20 protein-coding genes and 1 pseudogene are annotated in these 19334 nt (G+C 51.5%); 3 read left to right on the top strand and 18 right to left on the bottom strand.

Going from position 1 to position 19334, the window contains the following annotated elements:
• Positions 1–68 precede the first annotated feature (68 nt).
• From B5G03_RS06035 to B5G03_RS05990, 10 genes are all read right to left on the bottom strand, one after another.
• The gene (locus tag B5G03_RS06035; RefSeq protein ID WP_087180846.1) at positions 69–491 is read right to left on the bottom strand and encodes an RNA polymerase sigma factor; all 423 of its coding nucleotides are present in this window, start codon (positions 489–491) and stop codon (positions 69–71) included.
• A gap of 581 nt (positions 492–1072) precedes the next feature.
• Positions 1073–2692 carry a recombinase family protein gene (locus B5G03_RS06030; RefSeq protein ID WP_000945966.1) on the bottom strand — a complete coding sequence of 540 codons (1620 nt, stop codon included), beginning with the start codon at positions 2690–2692 and terminating at the stop codon, positions 1073–1075.
• 111 nt (positions 2693–2803) lie between these two features.
• Positions 2804–2992: a transposon-encoded TnpW family protein gene (locus B5G03_RS06025; protein WP_000427739.1), complete on the bottom strand. Its 189-nt coding sequence runs from the start codon at positions 2990–2992 to the stop codon at positions 2804–2806.
• 14 nt (positions 2993–3006) lie between these two features.
• A complete protein-coding gene (locus B5G03_RS06020) occupies positions 3007–3846 on the bottom strand; it encodes an ATP-binding protein (protein ID WP_000200031.1) in 840 nt (279 codons plus the stop codon).
• On the bottom strand, positions 3843–4637 hold the full coding sequence (locus B5G03_RS06015; protein WP_001205019.1) for a replication initiator protein A: 795 nt from the start codon (positions 4635–4637) through the stop codon (positions 3843–3845). The genes B5G03_RS06020 and B5G03_RS06015 overlap by 4 nt, the downstream gene beginning before the upstream one ends.
• A gap of 72 nt (positions 4638–4709) precedes the next feature.
• The gene (locus B5G03_RS06010) at positions 4710–5096 is read right to left on the bottom strand and encodes a cysteine-rich VLP domain-containing protein (RefSeq protein ID WP_000998386.1); all 387 of its coding nucleotides are present in this window, start codon (positions 5094–5096) and stop codon (positions 4710–4712) included.
• Complete coding sequence (locus B5G03_RS06005; protein WP_009249723.1) at positions 5086–6753, bottom strand: relaxase/mobilization nuclease domain-containing protein; 1668 nt, start codon at positions 6751–6753, stop codon at positions 5086–5088. Before B5G03_RS06005 ends, B5G03_RS06010 begins: the two co-directional genes overlap by 11 nt.
• A complete protein-coding gene (locus tag B5G03_RS06000) occupies positions 6725–7123 on the bottom strand; it encodes a plasmid mobilization protein (protein ID WP_001126628.1) in 399 nt (132 codons plus the stop codon). Before B5G03_RS06000 ends, B5G03_RS06005 begins: the two co-directional genes overlap by 29 nt.
• 646 nt (positions 7124–7769) lie before the next feature.
• The gene (locus tag B5G03_RS17810; RefSeq protein ID WP_000841357.1) at positions 7770–7961 is read right to left on the bottom strand and encodes a hypothetical protein; all 192 of its coding nucleotides are present in this window, start codon (positions 7959–7961) and stop codon (positions 7770–7772) included.
• Between the two features lie 131 nt (positions 7962–8092).
• Positions 8093–8290 carry a helix-turn-helix domain-containing protein gene (locus tag B5G03_RS05990; protein ID WP_001909500.1) on the bottom strand — a complete coding sequence of 66 codons (198 nt, stop codon included), beginning with the start codon at positions 8288–8290 and terminating at the stop codon, positions 8093–8095.
• A gap of 82 nt (positions 8291–8372) precedes the next feature.
• Here B5G03_RS05990 and B5G03_RS18140 point away from each other — a divergent pair, with 82 nt between their 5' ends.
• The gene (locus B5G03_RS18140) at positions 8373–8834 is read left to right on the top strand and encodes a hypothetical protein (protein ID WP_021659603.1); all 462 of its coding nucleotides are present in this window, start codon (positions 8373–8375) and stop codon (positions 8832–8834) included.
• A gap of 41 nt (positions 8835–8875) precedes the next feature.
• On the opposite strand, the gene B5G03_RS05980 is transcribed toward B5G03_RS18140, so the two are convergent.
• The 7 genes and pseudogenes from B5G03_RS05980 to B5G03_RS05950 form a co-directional block, all read right to left on the bottom strand.
• A complete protein-coding gene (locus tag B5G03_RS05980; protein WP_000456787.1) occupies positions 8876–9643 on the bottom strand; it encodes a class I SAM-dependent methyltransferase in 768 nt (255 codons plus the stop codon).
• 231 nt (positions 9644–9874) lie between these two features.
• Positions 9875–10330, bottom strand: a complete 456-nt coding sequence (locus B5G03_RS05975; protein WP_001071126.1) for an XRE family transcriptional regulator — start codon at positions 10328–10330, stop codon at positions 9875–9877.
• Between the two features lie 81 nt (positions 10331–10411).
• Positions 10412–12331 carry a tetracycline resistance ribosomal protection protein Tet(W) gene (tet(W), locus tag B5G03_RS05970; RefSeq protein WP_000691721.1) on the bottom strand — a complete coding sequence of 640 codons (1920 nt, stop codon included), beginning with the start codon at positions 12329–12331 and terminating at the stop codon, positions 10412–10414.
• A 657-nt stretch (positions 12332–12988) separates the two neighbouring features.
• Positions 12989–13117, bottom strand: a pseudogene (locus B5G03_RS05965) (Maff2 family mobile element protein); the annotation flags it as partial.
• Between the two features lie 98 nt (positions 13118–13215).
• Positions 13216–15051: a VirD4-like conjugal transfer protein, CD1115 family gene (locus B5G03_RS05960; protein WP_087180844.1), complete on the bottom strand. Its 1836-nt coding sequence runs from the start codon at positions 15049–15051 to the stop codon at positions 13216–13218.
• Positions 15038–15475 (bottom strand): PcfB family protein, encoded by a 438-nt coding sequence (locus B5G03_RS05955; RefSeq protein ID WP_368182656.1) that lies wholly within the window; start codon positions 15473–15475, stop codon positions 15038–15040. Before B5G03_RS05955 ends, B5G03_RS05960 begins: the two co-directional genes overlap by 14 nt.
• Before the next feature lie 85 nt (positions 15476–15560).
• Complete coding sequence (locus B5G03_RS05950) at positions 15561–16271, bottom strand: antirestriction protein ArdA (protein ID WP_087180842.1); 711 nt, start codon at positions 16269–16271, stop codon at positions 15561–15563.
• 90 nt (positions 16272–16361) lie between these two features.
• On the opposite strand from B5G03_RS05950, the gene B5G03_RS05945 reads away from it, so the two are divergent.
• Both B5G03_RS05945 and B5G03_RS05940 read left to right on the top strand, forming a co-directional pair.
• Positions 16362–17576, top strand: a complete 1215-nt coding sequence (locus B5G03_RS05945) for an IS110 family RNA-guided transposase (protein ID WP_058963745.1) — start codon at positions 16362–16364, stop codon at positions 17574–17576.
• Between the two features lie 319 nt (positions 17577–17895).
• The gene (locus tag B5G03_RS05940) at positions 17896–18576 is read left to right on the top strand and encodes a hypothetical protein (RefSeq protein ID WP_087180841.1); all 681 of its coding nucleotides are present in this window, start codon (positions 17896–17898) and stop codon (positions 18574–18576) included.
• Positions 18577–18795: 219 nt separating this feature from the next.
• On the opposite strand, the gene B5G03_RS05935 is transcribed toward B5G03_RS05940, so the two are convergent.
• Positions 18796–19278 carry a GNAT family N-acetyltransferase gene (locus B5G03_RS05935; protein WP_087180840.1) on the bottom strand — a complete coding sequence of 161 codons (483 nt, stop codon included), beginning with the start codon at positions 19276–19278 and terminating at the stop codon, positions 18796–18798.
• Between the last annotated feature and the right edge of the window lie 56 nt (positions 19279–19334).

Raw genomic sequence — 19334 nt, 5'->3', positions numbered from 1 at the left:
TTCAGTTGTTGATCGGATGTAACTCCTCTCATATACCAAGGACATCTGGCAGATCAATTCGGACGGGTTTACAGGCACTTTTTCAAATACTGTTTCATCTTCTCAAGTCCCCGCTCCACAGAGCGCCGCACGGCACTCTCATGGACACCCTCTGCCCTTGCTACTTCGGAATAGCTCTTGCCGAGGATCACGCAGGCATCCACCCGGCGGCCCTGCGTTTCGGGCAAGGAATTGAGCGCAGCGCACAACTGGCAGAACAGCTCCATGCGTTCCAGCAGCTCCTGTGGGGTGGGTTCAGAAACGCAGGCAGAGTATTCGATCCCGTCCTCGCAATCGAGGGAATACTGCGCCTTGTTGCGGATAACACGCCGCTGATAGGCGGCCTCGTACAATCTGCTCGCCCTGAGCTCGTCAGCCACTTCCTCGGAAACCTCTATGTATTCGTCGTGGGTGTACCACGGATAAAAGTCTTTCAGATTGATGGTCGTCATTTGTAATTCCTCCGTTCAGATGGTTGGGGGGTGAATGGCGATCTGAACGGAGGGCGGCGGGGAGCGACAACCCGGGCCGCCTTTGCCCACTTCGGGACAACTTGTCCCAAAGCAGGCAAAACAAAATGCGCTCGTATGCCGCAACGACACGCAAGCGCATAAAACTACATTTTCACTTATGTACTTCCATATTTCGCATTCGTCGCCAGACTGCTCCCATTGGGCGGACGAACTTTTTTTGACAGATTAGGGGGATGAAAAATAAATAAGGACACGGCGATACCTCCCAGATACCGCCGTATCCTTAAAAAAGGGCGACTTTAACACACCCCCCGTGTTCTCTTTTTTCAAAAAGAAAACGGCGGCTTGAAATTGCTATTTCAAAACCGCCGTCTGTGCCGCAAGGCCGATTTCAACGGTCTTGTTATATGGTGCGAATGAGCGCCGACACAATCTGCTATCAAAAGAAAAGAGCCGATAATCCGTGCCTATTTGCTAATGTGCGATAAAGAAGTAATAGAAGTGTAAAAAATTTTGCCGTTCCTATCCGGCACTTAGGGCTGTGTCGGATAGGTCAGGCGTTAGGCTTCCGGCAAGTCTATCTTGCCGACAAAGCTGTAATAAATCTCAATGTCCTGCCTGCGGGTGCCGTTCTCGTCATAGCTGCACTCATGCACGACGATTTTCTCAATCATTTCCCGCAAGAGGGTGGGGGTCAATTCTTCAAAAGCAAGGTGCTTTCTCACAATCCCCATGAATTTCTCGGCGTTGACGGTGGCGGCCTGCGACTTGGAAAGTTCCTCCTGCAAAGCGGCAGCCCGGTCTTTCAGTTCCCGCTGCTCCTGCTCATAGTCCGCCGACAGCTCCATGAAACGCTCGTCGCTGATTTTGCCGCTTACATTGTCCTCATACAGCCGCTTGATAATGCGGTTCACTTCGGCAATGCGTGTCTGGGCCTGTTCAAGCTGCTTCGTGGCTGCGGCGGTCTTTCTCTTGCCGCCGATTTCGTTCTGCTGGATGAGCAGCTTTACAAAGCGGCTCTCATGCCTGGCGGCGTATTCCGTCACTTGCCGGAGATTGGAAAGCACGCCCGCCGTCAAAAGGTCGGTGCGGATAAAGTGTGCCGTACAGTCACGGGTACGCTTCTTGTAGCTGCCGCAGATATAACAGTCCTGCTTGCGGTTCTTGTTCTGATACCGCTGCTGATACAGCACATGGCCGCAGTCGGCGCAGAACAGCATACCAGAGAACAGCCCCACTTCATCATAGCGGTTCGGGCGTTTTCGCTGCTTGCGTAACTCCTGCACACGCTCCCATGTTTCCGTGTCGATAATCGGCTCATGGTGATTTGGGAAGATAGCCTGCTTCTCGATGGGGTTCTCAACGCTGTGCTTGACCTTGTAAGAGGGCTTCTCCGTCTTGAAGTTTACCAGACAGCCAGTGTACTCCCGGTTTTCCAGCAGATGGACGACGGTGTTTGTCGCCCACTTGCACTCATAGCCGGGGTGGTAGCGTCGGGTGCTGCCCGTCCTGCGGTATTCCAGCGTCCCCGGCGTGGGGATTTGCTGCTCCGTCAGCATACGGGCAATCTTGGTCGGGCCATTTCCCGCAAGGCAAAGCTGGTAAATCTGCCGGACAACCGGGGCGGCTTCCTCGTCAACGATATAGTTCTCGTCCTTGTCCATGAGATAGCCATAGACTGGCTTGCTGGTTACAGGCTTGCCGCTCATGCCTTTTGCTTTCTTTACTGCCTTGATTTTCTTGCTCGTATCTCTCACCAGCCATTCGTTAAATAAGTTCCGCAGAGGGGTAAAATCATTGTCCATGCCGCCGTTTGCGCTGTCCACGTTGTCATTGACAGCGATAAAACGCACGCCCTTTTGAGGGAACAGCATTTCCGTGTAAAATCCCACCTGCAAGTAATTACGCCCCAGCCTGCTCATGTCCTTGACTATGACGGTGCCGACTTTCCCGGCTTCAATGTCTGCAAGCATGGCTTGAAATCCGGGCCGCTGGAAGTTCGCACCTGAGTAGCCGTCGTCGGTGTACCAGCGCAGATTGGTAAAGCCGTTCTGCTTGGCGTAGGCTTCCAAAATCCGTTTCTGGTTGGAAATGGAATTGCTCTCGCCTTGCAATTCGTCCTCATGGGACAATCTCGGATAAAGGGCGGTAATGAGGTTTTGGGTGGCTTGTCTTAACATAAAATCCTCCGTTTCCGACAGCCAGCCCCACTATTCCGTGGTTTCATTGTACCACGGAACAGGGGCGGCTGTACAGCGGTAAAAGTGATAAATCTGCTTCTTTACAGCTTGTCAAATCGCCTTTTTTTGTGTAGCAGCGGCTTCCGCTTCCAGTACCCTCGCCATCTTGTCGGCGGCGGTGCTGGTGGTGTCTTTCTTGAAAAAGCCGGACACGACAAGAACGGTATTCCCCATGCGGATTTCCGTCACGCAGTCGGGGCGGCGGGTGGTACGGTGGTCGTGCTGCTTGATATTCTCCATAGGCAATACTCCTTTCATTCAGCCAGCAGTTTCTTCATGGTTTCCATTTTCCGCTTTGCGGTTTCCTGCCGGAAGTTGACGCCAGTAAAGCGTATCGGGACGCACATGGACAGCAGTCGGTCATAAATCCGGGAATGGGCCGTGTCTGTCGGCTTTTTCAACTCGTCCAGCGGGCGGTTGGTGGTGGCGATCAGCGGCTTGTTGCTGCGGTATCGGGTATCAATCACATGGAATACCTGTTCCAGTCCATAGTCGGTGCCACGCTCCATGCCGAAGTCGTCAATGATAAGCAGCGGATAGCGGCAAAGGCGGGAAATATACTCATTCCGGCCTGTAAAGCCGGGAGAGAGGTCGCCCAGGATAACGGCGAAGTTCGTCATATATACGGGGACTTCTTTCTCCATGAGGGCGTTTGCGATACAGCCCGCAAGGTAGCTTTTCCCGTTGCCGACGTTCCCCCAGAACAGGCAGCCGATGTTTTCGGCCTGCATTTCTTCCCAATGCTCCGCATACCGCCGGGCAATCCCGGTCTGCGGGTTTCTGCCGTTGTCGTTCTCGAATGTCCATTGCTGCATGGCTGAGTCGGCAAAAGCCCTCTGTTTCAGATTTTCCACGGCTTCCACATGGCGGCGGTGTTCCTCGGCGGCCTGCCGCTGCTCACGGGCGGCTCTCTGGCAGTCGCACTCTGCCGGGTGGCGGTCACGGCCAAACAGCTCCTTACCCTCCGGGAAGTAGGCTTCTTTCGGCGTATGGCACTTTCCGCAGTAAAGCAGTCCGTCCTCGCCGATATAGTCCTCCATCTCCGGGGCGGCGGTTGTCATGTTCTCCAAAATATCTTTGATTTCACTTGTCATAAGCTTTCTCCCTCCATACAGGTATAGTCGGGGATGCCCTGTTTTACGGCTCCCTTTTTGTCATTGGCCGCCCATCTGTGCAAGGCGGCGGCATAATTCTGGTAGGCTTTCCCGCTGGCGGCAAGGTAATGGCTCATTTCCTCAATCAGCCGTTCCAGCCTGTCCGGGTATTCTGCCTGTAACTCGTCATATTCGTCCTTTGACAGAAAAATATTCTCATATCGGCCATAAGCTGTGGGCGGCTCCCCACTCGCTCTCATTGTTTGGTTCTCTATTAAGTTGTTTATATTAGTTTTGTTAGGGGTCGGTTTTCCGACCATCATAGGGTCGGTTTTCCGACCGTCATAAGGTCGCTTTTCCGACTGTATGAGGGTCGCTTTTCCGGCCATCAGTTGGTCGGAAAACCGTACCACTGGGACAGGCGGCACTTTCACATAAAGCCGATTGGGTGCGGAGAAGCCCCGCCGTTCCCGTTCTAAAAGCCCGGCTGCGTCCAGTTCTTTCAAGGCTCCCTTGATGGCGGTACAACCCTTGTCCAGCATTTCCGCTATCTCCGCAACGGGGTAGACAATGAATATCCTGCCCTCGCCGTCCTGCCAGCCGTTCTTCTGTGACAGGGTGGAGCGGTCTAATAAAAGCGCATACAGCAGCTTGGCGGTCTGTGAAATCTCCATTTTCAGCAGGAAACGGGGGTATGGAAGATAGGCGGGCAGCGTGGTGTCTGCCCTGATATAATCAGCGATAGTATCACCTCCCTCTGTGTTGTGTCGTTTTTGGGCTTTGTCACGCATTAGGACGGCATTTCCGGGGGGAAAGGATAAATGTATCGCATACCCTTTGACACCCACGAAAAAAGCCTTGATTTATGCGGGTTTGAAAGGCTCTAAAGCGTGACATTTCTGCCTTTGTTTCCGCTTTCTCTCGGCGGCTTTGCGTTTCTTCATGCACCCGGCGCAGCCGGGGCAGTATTTCCCCCGGTTGGATTTGGGGACAAAGGCCGCCCCGCAGACCGCGCAGCGTTTCCGGCTCCCCCGGTACAAGAGGGCTGCGGCCAGCTCCCCGTCAAGGGGCAGGACAGCCACACGGAACCAGCGGCACATGAGGGAATAGGAAATGCTCTGGACGCACACGCAAGGCTCCCCGTCGTCTAACAGCAGGCAGTTCCCCTCGTCGTAGTTACAGCACTCATGCACAAGGCGGCGGGCTGCCTGGTGCTGGCGGTAGTCCATGCGGGACGGCTTATCGTTCATGGCTCTGCTCCTTTCTGCGGTGCGGCTCTTCCCGGCGCAAAATCTGGTCGATGTTCCGCTTGACGGTCTGCAACTCCCTGAACCGCTGCTTCTGTTCGTGATAGGTGTTGTACAGGCCGTCTTTCTCGGAGATAAGCTGCTCGATCTCGGCCTGCAACGCTTTTCGGCCGGGCAGCTTGGTAAGCCCCTGTGCCTTGAAATACCGGGCGGCGGCTTCGGCTATGATAAAATCGCTCTCGTTTGCCTGGCGGTATGCGGCGCGGGCTTTCTCGGATTTCTGCGCTTTCAGCCCCTCGCGGATGGGCTTGGTCTTGGCATAGGCAAGTACCTGTTGCCGCAACTCCCTTTTCCCTTGCAGCTTCGTTTCCAGTGCTTTCAGTTCGCCGCTGGTCTGGCGCATTTCCTGATAGGCGGTAGCAACGGCGGCTTCAAGCTGTTCCGGGGAAGAAAAGCCGTACTGTTGGTAGATGGTCAGGGTCTTGGCGGCCTGTTTCAGATTGTGTATCTTCGCCCATCGTTCATAGCCTTTGCCCTTGCCCTCGGCCATCTTCTGCTCAATGTCCACAAGCCGCTGCACACTGTCCTGTCTGGGGTCGATTTTCCCTGTCTTTTCGCCCTGTAAGCGGCCTTTCCCGGCGTGTAGGTATTCGGGTATGGCTGCGGTCTGTTCGGCGGCTCTGGCGGCTTGGTGCTGCGGGGTGTAGCGAACCGTTACGCCCCTCTGGGCGTTCTGCTCCAAAACGGCAAGGACGGCGGTGCGGTCAAAGTCGCCGCCCAGCTTCCGGGCGGTGATAGGCTTCGTCCTGTCTGGCGTGAGGTAGGACAGCCGCCCCCGGCTCTCCTTGACGGTCACACCCTCCCGCAACAGCAGAGAGGAAAACTCGTCAAAGCTGGCAGCGGTGGCAAGGGCTTTCCGTAGGGTCTGCCGCAGCTTCTCCTTGTTCGTTTCAAACTTGGTCTGCCGGGGCGTGATACCGCCTGCAATCATGGGGGCGTTCTGCTTGTCCAGTGCGGCCTGTCCCTTTTTCTGCGCCCAATATTCCCGGTCTGTGACACGGTTCTTGCTGCCGTTCAAGAGGTCGATTTGGTAAAGTCCTTCCCGGTGGCACATCTCCATGACCTCGGACTTGAAGTAGCGTAGGGCTGCGTCGGTGCAGCGGTGCTTGCACCCGGCTTTCGTGTCCGCTGGCCTGTCCATGTAGGGCAGGAACGGCACTTCCTCTATCCGCAGGCTGTTAATGACGATATGCACATGGATGTTGCCGCTGTGGTTATGCCCGTCCGGGTGGGTGCAGACAAGGGCCTGATGGCCGGGGAAATGCTCTTTACAGAATTGCTCCCCCAACGCCTGCGCCCGGTCTACGGTCAGGCCGTTGTCCGGCCCGTCCCGTGGGTCAAAGCTGATGATATAGTGGTGGCTTTTCACATCCTCCCGCCGCTGATTTTTCTCATAGCGGAGATTGGAGCGCATACACGCAACGGCAAAATCCTCGCCGCCGCAGTTCAGCGTGGACAAGCGATAATCCTCACGGGGGATAAGCCTGCCGTTTTCATCAAGGACGGGCTTCATAGTAAATTCGTCATGCTCAAAGAGCAGGTATTGTTCGGCGGCTCCGTAGTCGGCGTTCTTAGAGCCTAAATGCTTGAGTGTTGCCAACGGCGTCACCTACTTTCTTTAGGACTTCATACTTGAGGGCGGCAAGGTCGGCGGCCGCTTCCCGCAATTCCTTTGCCATAGCCGGGTAGGGGCTATGCCACTCGTTGAGGGTGCGGGCAATCTGGTTGAGATTGCCGCCAATCCTGCCGTACTCGGCTGTGAGCTTCCCGACAGCGGAGAGCAGCTCGTCATTGACTGACGACACATGGAGTACGGGGCGTATGGTAGTGCGCCGGATGGCCTGCCGGAGAAATTCGGACTGACTGATACCATAGGGCGCAAGCCGTTCTGTGAAGTCGGCGTATTCTTCATCGGTCAGCCGGGTTTTCACAACATGGCTGCGGTGGGGGGTGTTGTATCGCTTCGGCATGGGCTGTAAACCTCCTTTCACTTATCACAAAAAATGGGCTGGTCTGTTAGCTATTTTCGGGGCATTTCCTGTCTGCCGGACAGAAATATTTTTGCGGCGTAAGCCGCATAGCAGGGTTTGGGGAAGGCACTCCCCAACAAGTTTCCCGCGAGGGGCAAAACCGCAGAATTGCGGATTTTGGCACCGTGGTAGAAACTTGCTCTAAGTAAGCCGTAGATTTCCCCTTGCACTTACTACTCGTATAGCTGCCGCCTGTTTTGGCCGGATTTCTGCAAAAATCTTACGGCGTGGGGCGATTTTTACCCGCAGTTCTTTCTTTCCGCTAAAGATACATTTCAAAGGCCGCCAGCTACCCGCTTGCCGGGAATTTTCTCAAATTTTCCTTTGCCTTAGAAATACAGAAAATGCAGATTTGGCTACCGCCGCAGAAAATTTTTTGTTTCCGGCTTCACCTACCTACTACGGATGACTTTGCGATTTTGCCAAACGGATAAAGAAAAAAGCAGCAAATCTTTTTCAGACTTACTGCTTTCGCTGGCCGCCGATGGGCGGTGGATATTCAGTTTTGAAAGTTCAGGTCAGGTTGGCCCGATGATGGATAGCACAATAAATTCCTGTTTTCCCTTTAAGGCATTGTGCATTTTTTCTATTTCTCTTGATGATTATTTTTTTCATAATCAATCAATGTACCTATAACAATTCCAATCAACATTCCGATACCTGCACAAATAGAAATAGCAAAAAGATTTTGCAAAAACGCCCATGCCAACACACCTATGCAACCACCGACAATAAATCCTGTTAATAAGCCAATAGTTAAGTATTTATTACTTTTCATATTGCTATATCTCCCCTAAAAGTATATTTGTCGTTGGTTCTATTATACTATGACCTGCTTCCTTTAGGAATAGATGAATTGTAAACTGGCTGGAGTGAAACCGCTAATGACAGCCAGTGTTTGTTCTTTGTTTATCGGTCAAAGCGAAATTTGAACAGGGCGGCAATGAGCTGTTGCTTTATATGTTCCTCAACTTCGGCGTTGACTTTCCCGTGTACTTTGGAACAGTAGCGGATATATCCGGCATAGTGGGAAAGAATGGTGTCGATTGCGTCCGGGTCGCCCTCATGGGCTTTGACGATTGTTTCATAGGGGAGAAGTTTACTCATAGTCATTTCCCTCCATGAGCCGCCTTAACCGCTGCAAGGCAAGCCGGATATGCCGCCCCGCTGTGCTGCGTGTCCGGCCAATATGTACGCCGATCACTCGCTGCGGCTGGCGCAGGAAATAGTAACGAAAAATTTCTTCCTGCGTCTGCTCCGGCAAAAGGGCAAGGGCGGCGGCAAGCTCCGCATGATACAGAACGGCGGTCTGGCCGCAGGCGGTAAAAAGATATTCTTCAAGCTACTCCGGCTCGGCAAGCTGGACAAACTTTTCACTCATCAGATAATCAAGGGAAACTTCCCGTTCCCACCTCCGGCGCAGCTTCAAGATTTTATCTATGGCTGCGTGACGAATGACTACCTTGCAAAAGGCATTGAATGTGTACTGGATATGCACCTTGTAGGCTTCATCTTCGGTCATGGAAATTCCCCCTCTCTGAATAATAGTGCGGGGCGGCAGTACTCCTTGCTGTCGCCCCTTGATTGCCTACCAGCAAAGACGGGCGGGGCTGTCAACGACGGCGCGAAGCGGCGTTCATTTTATCGTTGACTGGCTCGGCTGGGTTTGCTATTTACCCGACAAACTTGAATTTATTTTAAGCTATCACGTTTTACCTTCTTAAGCCTTACTATCATTACCATAGGAATTTCTTTGTTGGTTTTGAAACATTCTTCATAAAATCCATCAATGACAAATCCAGCTCTAAAACAAAGGTTAAAAATATCTTGTATGGAACGATGATAATAAATCTGCTCTTTCGGTTGCCCTTCAATCGCTATATCATAGTAACTGTGCGGTGTCATATATTTTTCAGTCAACGTGACAAAACAAGGGTGTTGCGTTGCAAAGACAAAAATTCCGCTTTCCTGCAACAGTTCATAAACAGCCATAAGAAGTGGTTCAATGTCCGTAATATCCATAATTGCCATATTAGAAACTGCTTTCGTAAAGGCTCGATTTCTTTTTAATTCTAATATACTTTTTCTATCGGTCGCATCCGCCACACAAAATTCAATTTGTTTTGCATATTGTGATTGCCGTCTTTTAGCCAATTCTATCATTTTTTTGCTGTAATCAAAAGCGACAACCGAAGCACCTCTTTGTGCAAGATACGAAGAATAATTTCCATTGCCACACGCAATATCCAAAATGTAATCCGCAGGATTAGGAGATAGAAGTTCCGTTACTTTGGGGCGCACTACCTCTCTGTGAAATTCATTAGATTCGTCACCCATTGCATTATCCCAAAATTGTGCGTTCTCCTCCCAGATTTTTTTACTTTCCTCTGTTCCCATGTTCTCTCCCACTCCCAAAATTTGCTTTTTTGCTTCCATTAAATCTTCCTTACTATATTCCATTGTTACCCTCCATAACTTCTGATTGTTGTCGTCTTGACTATTATGTATCTTTTCTTTCCAAAATGGTATAGGCTTTTATTTTTGTAATGCTGCAAAACTTTTCTTCTGTAAGGTATTCAAAGGATATTTCCCTTTGCCGCCGCTTGCATTAAGCCGCCGCTATTGGAAAGCCAAAAGCAGCGGCTTTTTTTACTCGGTATTACCGAAAAGTATAGAAAGCAGGATATGTCATCATTTGTCATTTCTTCTCAATGTAATAACTGCATGGCATATCAAGCCAAATACAAGAGAAAAACAGCCACCGCCAAATAGTGATGCTCCCCACCCTGCACCTGACATTGTCATAAAACCGCCAACAAAGAAAATACCAATGCCAAGAAATATACCAACACCATAAAAAAGTCCAATTGCCATATCGTACTTATTAAATTGTCGTTTCTCCTTTTTTTCATATGTTTCCATCTTTGTTATTACCTCCTTCGCAAAATCGTCCATGTTGACTCCAAAAAGAAAGCAAATTTTTTTCAACATATTTAAATCGGGTTCATTAACATCTCTCTCCCAATTCGATAGTGCCTGCCGGGTAACATTCAATTCCCCGGCTAGTTCTTCCTGTGTCATTCCCAATTGTGTTCGCAGATGACGTATTTGCTTTCCTGTTGTAATATTCGTCTGTTCCTGGTTCAAAATAGTTTCTCCTCTCTGATACTGATTTTATCAATGATATTTCGCAATAGCCAGCAATGAACGCTTGCATTGCGCAAGACGTTACATTATCTTCTGAAACATATAGCGCACCTTGTCCAGGCGGCTGTTTGGACGGCGGGGCTGGATGACTGGCTTGCCGACAGCGGCCTGATACCCTTTCAGTTCTGTAAGGCATACGCTCTGCCCGTTGGTGTAAAAGGCCAGATCAGTACGGTATGCCTGTATACAGCGGGCGGGAATCTCGCCAGTAAAGACAACTTCATCCTTTTTTACCTGGACCGTTTCGATGGTGGCACAGTATTTCGGTGCATCATGATAAGCCCTGGAAAGATATTCCCGGGGCGCATAGAGGGTGAAGGAGAGATAAGGTTCCAGCAGTTGCGTCCCTGATTCCTTCAATGCCTGTTCCAATACAATCGGGGCCAATGAGCGGAAGTCCGCCGGCGTGCTGACCGGACTGTAATAAAGCCCGTATTCAAAGCAAATCTTACAGTCCGTTACGTTCCAGCCGAACAAGCCCTGCTCCAGCCCGTAACGGATACCATCCCTGACAGCGTTTTGAAAACTCTGGTTCAAGTATCCCAGCGAAACCCGGCTCTCGTATTGTACACCGGAGCCAAGCGGGAGTGGTGTAACAGACAGTCCGATGGATGCCCAAAACGGGTTGGGCGGCACCTCGATATGGATGGTGTGGCTGGCTGCTTTGAGCGGCCGCTCCATATAAATGACGGTGGGTTCCTTTACCACTGTTTCAAGCTTGTATTTTTCCGACAGCAAAGCGGAAACAACCTCCAACTGCACCCGGCCCAAAAAAGAAAGAATGATCTCATGGGTGATGGAATCCACCTCGCAGCGCAAAAGCGGGTCAGTATCCGCAAGTTGCGTAAGAGCGTCCAGCAGCCGTTCTCTTTGCGCTGCCGTTTTCGGCGCAATCGACGTCCGCAGCATGGGGAGGGGGTCCTCACGCCACCTTTTACGAGGGAGCCGGGTTGGGTCCCCTAATACATCGTTTAACCTCACGCTGTCGCTGGGAAGGATAACAATTTCACCCGGATAAGCGGTGTCTGTCCGAACAATTTCCCCTTTGGATGGAATACGCATCTCTGTGATTTTCAGCTTTTCTCTCCCGGCCAGGGCCACCGTATCCCGCAGGCGCAGCGTTCCGCTGTATAGCCGTAGATAGACACGCCGCTGGCCGCAATCTGTATACTCCACCTTGAAAACGCTGCCGCATAGGGCGGCGCTCCCCTGTTCCCCAATCGGTTGGAACAGCCCTGTCACCGCATCCATCAACGGTTGAATGCCAAGGCCCTTTTTGGCGCTGCCATAATAGACCGGGAACAGGGAGGCGTCTTGAACCCGCCGCTGTTCCTCCCGCACAAGTTTTTCCCGGCTGATTGGTTCTCCTGCGATATACTTTTCCAATAATTTATCGTTATTTTCGATGACCGCATCCCATGCTTCTATGTCGGTATTTTCCTCCAGGACTATTTCCGGGGACAGCGACACCGTCTGCTTGATGATAATATCGGCGGAGAGCTTATCCCGAACAGACTGAACCACGCTCTGCAAATCAACGCCAGCCTGGTCGATCTTGTTGATAAAGATAACGGTGGGAATGTTCATTTTCCGCAGGGCATGGAACAGAATACGGGTCTGGGCCTGCACGCCATCTTTAGCGGAGATCACCAAGATGGCCCCATCTAAAACAGCCAAAGAGCGGTACACCTCCGCCAAAAAATCCATGTGGCCGGGCGTATCCACAATGTTGACTTTACATCTGTGCCACTGGAAGGAAGTGACTGCCGCTTGAATGGTAATCCCACGCTGCCGCTCCAAAAACATGGTGTCCGTCCTCGTTGTCCCTTTTTCGACGCTCCCCGGTTCTGAAATGGCTCCGCTGGCATATAGCAGGCTCTCCGTCAAGGTCGTCTTTCCAGCGTCTACATGGGCAAGAATTCCAATATTGATTATTTTCATGTGATTGTCCTCCCTTTACTGCCCCGAAGGGCATAAAAATCCCCAGCAGTAAAATACTTTTACCACTGGGGATGATAATTTGCGGACATACACATATACAGCATACACCTGTTTGTGAGTGCTGTTTTTGGGGATATGTCAAAATTGATAAGGCAAAAGTATTCTTAAATTGGGTACAAAAAACTAAGCCCCTACAAAAGGGACTATCATAATCCTTTGTTCCCACTATTTGATTATAGTTTTATTTAAGAATACCTTGCCGCATATTTTTTACTCCTTTTCTGGAATTGAATTATTATATCACATCAGTTTTAGGAAAACAAGTATCTAAAAGAAATTTTTCTTCCCCTTATATGTAACAATCATACCGGCTTCCTAACGTTCAGAATGGTTTCTACTGTCTGCTGCGGTGTTTGGTTGGAATTGTCCAGCCAAAAGCCGATCCGTGGTGTTGTCTGCATTTTACTAAATACAAATTCAATGTATACAGAAAGAAATATATAAGGAGTGGGAGGGATTCCGCCGTAGTCGGCATTGTAGGAAAATCCAAAAGTTTAGATTTTCTCAAAATGCTTATCTTTTGGTCTTTGGTTCGGAATAGTGTAGTGCTGGCGGTCTATCTATTGTTTTCGGTTGCTTGCTTCTTTACCGTACATGAGCATTGGCACCGGGATTGTCCGAGCCGTAGCCCTCCAGCAAATTCACCACGCCCCACACGCCAAGGCCAGCGCCGAGGGCAACAACGAGGGTCTGCAAAGTGTTGATAGCAGAAGTGAAAAACTGCATATAGCCTCCCTTTCTCCGGGGAATACCCGGACATGAAAAAAGCCGCCCACATAGGCGGCGCTTGCCGCACCTTGGGACAATTTGTCCCGAAGTGCTATTTATACAAAGGCGTCCGGGTCATCGAGATCGTCATAGTTGAGGATGTCCTCGTCCTCGTCTGTGAGCGCCTCGTCCGGCACGGTCGCCTCGTACACCTCACATTCCTCGGCCAGCCCGGGCCGCCTGCGGCGGTTAATGAGCTTGTCGAGGGAAAAGGCGTTTTTCTGTTTGTCGGCCTCCGCCGTGTACTTGTAGTTGGGGTGCTGCTTCAAATCGTACTTCTTGGAATAGAACGGGGGCAGGCCCCGGAGCTGCAAGATGCACCTGTCACCGGGCATGGTGGCAAGTTCGCTGGGGGTCATCAGCTCCCGGCCCAGCCGTTGGTTATTTTGGCTGTAACTTTCCGACTGGCCCCGTGTCCGGCCATCCGTCTGCATGGAGATCGTGGCCTTGCCCAGCCAGTTTTCGGAAATCTCCTTGATGGTGGAGCTTTCCCGCCCGCCGAGAAAAATCACGCTGTCCATGTTGCCGAGGATGGTTTCAGCGTTCTTGTCATAGATGGCCTTACATTGGGCCAACTGCTGATAAAAGAGGGTCAGACTGACCTCCCGGGAGCGGATCACGGCCACCAGCTTTTCAAGGTTTGGCACCTGTCCCGTGTTGGCCGCCTCGTCCCACAGCACCCGCACATGATGGGGCAGGCGGCCCCCGTGAACATTGTCCGCCCGTTCACACAGAAGATTGAACATCTGCGAAAAGGCCAGCGCCACCAGAAAATTGTAGGTGCTATCGGTGTCGCTGATACAGAAGAAAGTGGCCGTGCGCCTGTCGCCCATGCGGTCAAGCTCCAGCTCGTCATAGGACATGATCTCCCGGAGCTGGGGGATGTCAAAGGGGGCCAGACGGGAGCCGCAGGAAATCAAAATGCTTTTTGCGGTTTTGCCGCTGGCCAGCTTGTACTTCTTATACTGTTTCACCGCAAAGCAATCCGGCTTGCGCTGTTCCAGCCCCTTGAACATATAGTCCACGGCATTGAGAAAGTCCTCGTCATCCTCCTTGACTTCCATGCCGGAGATCATGTCAACCAGCGTATTCATGTTGCGCTCCTCCCCGGAGCCCTCAAAAATGATGTACCCCAGCAGGGCGCAATACAAAAGTGTTTCGGCCTTCGTCCAGAACGGATCGCCCTCTTTGCCCTCGCCCTTGGTGTTGGAGATCAGGGCGTTTACAAACTTCAAGATGTCCGCCTCGTTCTTGATGTAGGCCAGCGGGTTATAGTGCATGGACTTTGAAAAATCTATGCTGTTGAATACCTTGATCTTATACCCCCGCTGCTGGAGAAAGTGGCCTACTTGCCCGAGGACACCCCCTTTCGGATCGACGCACACATAGGAGCTGTGCGCCTGGAGCAGCTGGGGCGTGAGCCAGAACCGGGTCTTGCCGGAGCCGGACGAGCCGATGACGCAGGCGTTGAGGTTGCGGGCGTTGGCCGGATTTTTGGGCCGGGTGTTGACGGTGAGCAGCTCCGTCCCGGTGAGAATGATATTGTTTTCAAACTTGGGATCGACAAAGGGCTTGATGTCTTTTTCGGTGCCCCACCGGGCGGAGCCGTATTCCTCGTCCCGCCTGTACTTCTTGGCATTTTTGCTTTTGAAGTAGATCAGCAGGCGAAAGCCCACCGCACCCACAATGCCGATGAGCCAGTCAAAGGGATCAAGCCCCGGCGCAAAGTCTGCAAAGGCCGGGCCGATGCTCCGGCCCAGCCCCAGCAGCTTTTCACCAAACCCAGCCCCCGCCGCCAGACGGTAGGCCGTCCCCAGTTTCAGACAAGCCCAGCCGATGAACAGATAGGGAATGTTGGGAAGAATGTATTTTCGGATCTTATCTGTCGGCATGAGCCACCTCCTGTACCCGCTCTTTGGGACGGGGCCGCTCCTGGGCAAGCTGCTCCGACGCCCGTTTGAGCTGATCCCGGATGGGGATGCGCCGGGACTTGGACTTGTTCAGTACCTTGCGGGAGTATTCAGAAAAACAGGCGGTCATGGCGTCGGCCTGCCCAGCCTTGAAGAACAGCAGATATTTGTCCGGCCCGGTTTTGTAAAAGGCGTAGTCCACATTCCATTTCCGGGCCACCCGGTCAAACAGCTTGGTATCGCCGGACAGCTCGATGCTGGATGCCGATGCACCGTGGGCCATGAGCTTTTTCACGCTCTGCTTACCGTGGGGCGTCTGCTTGGCCCGGTGGTGCTTGGCGATTTTCCGGCCAATGGCCCTCAGCACATAGGCAAGGCCCCGGGCGGTCAGCTTGGACGCCTTCACGGAAACGGCAATCGTGCGCCGGGAAATATCTTCATCTATCAGTCAAACCACCCCTTTCTTTGGGACAAATTGTCCCGAAGTGTTGTTATCGCTCCGGCACCTCCTTTCTCGGGTGTAGCCGTTCTCCCTCCAGCGAGGAACGGTCTATGACCGCTTTGTAAGCGGCCATCTGCTCCCGGATGTTGAGCTTGGGCATGGAGAAAACCTTATGTTCGTCGGGAATGTCCTCCCGCCCGTGGTAGTGCTCAATGAAGCTGCCACCATTGTTCAGCACATAGCCGCCAGGGGCGTAATGCCCATCCTCGTTGAGCCGAATATCCCGCCCGTATGCCTCGTAGTCGAAATAGTTGAGCAGGTGTTCCGGCACATCGATGGCCTCCATGTCCTCCACATAGATGCGCCCCAGCGTTTCATCGTCTGTCACGCCCGGATAAAACTCAAAGCAATCCAGATTTTGCGCCAGATTGATCAGCTCTTTCACGCTGCCGGTGTATTCGCCGCTGTCAATGACCGCTTCAAACTTCTCCAGATCGCCTTGATCCAGCTCGGAGATCACGCAGGCCAGATGGTTGAGCTCGTCGATGTTCTCATATTCGCCCAAGTGGTCGTAAAGCCCCAGCACATCCCCGTCAAAGTCGGTGATGAAGATTTCCTCATACCGCACCCCGTCAATGCCGATGCGCTTTAAGAGAGCCTGCACCTCCTCGGGTGTCGTGGGGAATTTCAGATATTCGCCTACCAGCTCACCTTCGTTGTACTTCCCCAAATTGGTGACATATGCAGGTTGAGCCGCCACACCGGTGCGCCCGTGTCATCAAATAGATTGGATCGGCAATGATGAAATGGTTGGTCGCCAAAGACAAATCCATGATGAGGAGCGTTGTACATGAGCAATGTGGCAGGGATTGATATTTCCAAGGGAAAGAGCACGGTGTCTGTTCTCCGTCCCTTTGGGGAAGTGGTGGCAAAGCCGTTTTCTGTTGGTCACACCGGCAGTGAACTCAAAGAGCTGGCAGACTACTTGAAAAGCTTGGATGGTGAGACACGGGTGGTCATGGAGCACACCGGGCGGTACTATGAGCCGGTGGCCCGCTTTCTCCACGATCAGGGCATCTTTGTCAGCGCGGTCAATCCAAAGCTCATCAAGGACTACGGGAACAACACCCTGCGCAAAGTGAAAACAGACAAGGCGGATGCCAGGAAGATTGCCCGCTATGGGCTTGACAACTGGGTGGAATTGCGCCAACATACTCCTATGGACACGATTCGAATGCAACTGAAAACGCTGAACCGGCAGCAGGGGCTGTACTCCAAGACCAAGACGATGATGAAAAACAATCTCATTGCGCTCCTGGACCAGACCTATCCCGGTGTCAATGCCCTGTTTGACAGTCCCGTCCGAGAGGACGGCAGTCAGAAATGGGTGGACTTTGCCACGGCCTTTTGGCATGTGGACTGCGTTCGGAATATGAGCCTTACTGCCTTTACCGAGCGCTACCGCAAGTGGTGCAAGCGCCATGGTTACAACTTCAGCCAGAGCCGAGCCGTTGAGATCCATGCTGGAGCACAAGATCTGATTGCCATGCTCCCCAAAGATGCCCTGACCAAAACGATGATCCGGCAGGCTATTGATGCGCTGAACGCCGTCTCTGCGTCTCTGGAACGGCTCAAGGCCGAAATGCGTACCTTGGCAGCCCAGCTCCCAGAATATCCCGTAGTCATGGCTATGCATGGTGTTGGAGATTCTCTTGGCCCGCAGCTTATGGCGGAACTTGGTGATGTAACTCGGTTCACCCACAGAAACGCCATTACGGCTTTTGCGGGGGTTGACCCTGGAGCTGACCAGTCCGGCACCCATGAGGCAAAGAGTACAAGAGCCTCCAAAAGCGGTCCGCCAGAACTGCGCAAAGCACTCTTCCTGGTCATGGACTGCTTGTTAAAAACTATGCCTGCGGACGACCCGGTGTACTGCTTTATGGACAAGAAGCGAGCCGAGGGCAAACCTTATCTGGTTTACATGACAGCCGGCGCCAACAAGTTCCTACGCATCTACTATGGCCGTGTAAAGGAGTATCTGGCTTTACGGGAAAATGCTGATTAACCACTTCCATACTCTTTCAATTTGACCGGCGCTTGCGCGGCGGTCTTTTTGTTTTGCTCTCTTTCGCCTCCTACTAAGGTTGCAAACTTTCCTCAATTCCCTGTTGACTTTTTATTTGCAGACTTTGTTGTGAAATAGAAAAAGCCAGCCCGATGGCTGGCCTGTGTAGGTGTCCCCTCCCTTCTTATTGGAATATATGAAACGCCGTCCGTGGTCCCGTTGGGCGGCGTAATACAAAAAAGATTTCTTGATTTTTCCTCCTTGATTGCTACAATTACATTGTAATATATTTTTAATCTGACTGAAAGCTGGTGTATATATGAGCGAGTTAGTTCCCGCCCTTAAAGACACTTTATTTTCTCCAACCTATGAAATAGCTGCTGAATATGCCGAGATTGGGATTGATGCTCTCTTGGACAATGAAGTGCTAAAAGGAATTCCCGTTGTTAGCACTCTTTCATCTATTTGTAAAATCGGTTATAACCTTCATGAGCGTAACCTCATAAAACAGACTCTTGCCTTTATCACAGAATTTAATTCAGGCAGTATATCGCAAGAAAAGTTAACTGAACATCGAGAAAAACTCGAAACAAATCCAAAAGAAGCAGAAAAAGAGCTTGGGCGAGTTCTAATAATTTTAGGCAACCAAGTTGAACAAATTCAATCTCAGGTTTTAGGTAGCTTCTATGCAGCTTATGTTAAGGGCGCTATCTCTTGGGAAAAATTCTGTGAGTTGTCGGAAGCCAACCGTCGTATGTTTATAAGTGACTATCAGATTTTATTTGAAGCCGCCATCAATGACGGACTGAAAATCCAAAACAGGGAATTATATCAAGTAGATCGTTTAATCTCATTGGGGCTGTTGCAAAATCAAAATCGGCTTGGCGGAAATGTCTGGATCGAAATGATGGATAACCCAGAAGAACAGAACGATATAATTGTTACATCATTCGGGAAAACCTTTTATCACAACTCACCAGCCGCTTTGAAAAGAAATTAGGATAAGAACCCCTTGCTTGTTGCATACAAAACCATTGATATGACTGGATTTTTCCAAGTCCTATAATTACACTCCGACCAAAAATCGGCAAGCACCGTCAGGTGCTTGCCGATTTTTACTTATTCACTTTTCACTCTTCACTTTTCACAAAAAGTAGTACAGCTTTTTCTTTGGATACCGCAGAAGCTTCGGCTTCTGCGGTATTTTTGTTTGTTCAAATCATTCCCGGGCCAGACTCGTCAATGTATCGCCGGTGATGCGATAGACCGTCCAGTCCTCCATGGGCTGCGCCCCCAGCGAGAGATAAAAATCGATGCTGGGCCTGTTCCAGTCCAGGCACCACCATTCCAGGCGGCCGCATCCCCGCTCCACCGCGATGGCAGCCAGCTTTTTCAGAATCGCCTTGCCGTAGCCCCGGCCCCGGTACTCGGGCTTCACATACAGATCCTCCAGATATAAACCGGCCCGGCCCAGGAAGGTGGAGAAGTTATGGAAGAACAGCGCAAAGCCCACCTCCCGGCCGTCCGCCAACACAAACAACACCTCCGCCTTCTGCTTGCGGAAGATCCATTCCTTCAGCGTGGCCTCATCTGCCACCACCTCACTGAGCATGCCCTCGTAGTCGGCCAGCTCCCGGATAAATTGCAGGATCAGCGGGGTATCCCCCTCCTCTGCAAAGCGAAATGCGGGTGTTTGATTCATCCAGCTCTCCTCCTGTCGTTCCGGGCGCTTTTCTGTTGCGGGAAAAGACCCGTTTT

This window comes from Gemmiger sp. An50 (genome assembly GCF_002161595.1).
Lineage (GTDB): Bacteria > Bacillota > Clostridia > Oscillospirales > Ruminococcaceae > Allofournierella.
This window is presented reverse-complemented; position numbering and strand designations above follow the sequence as displayed.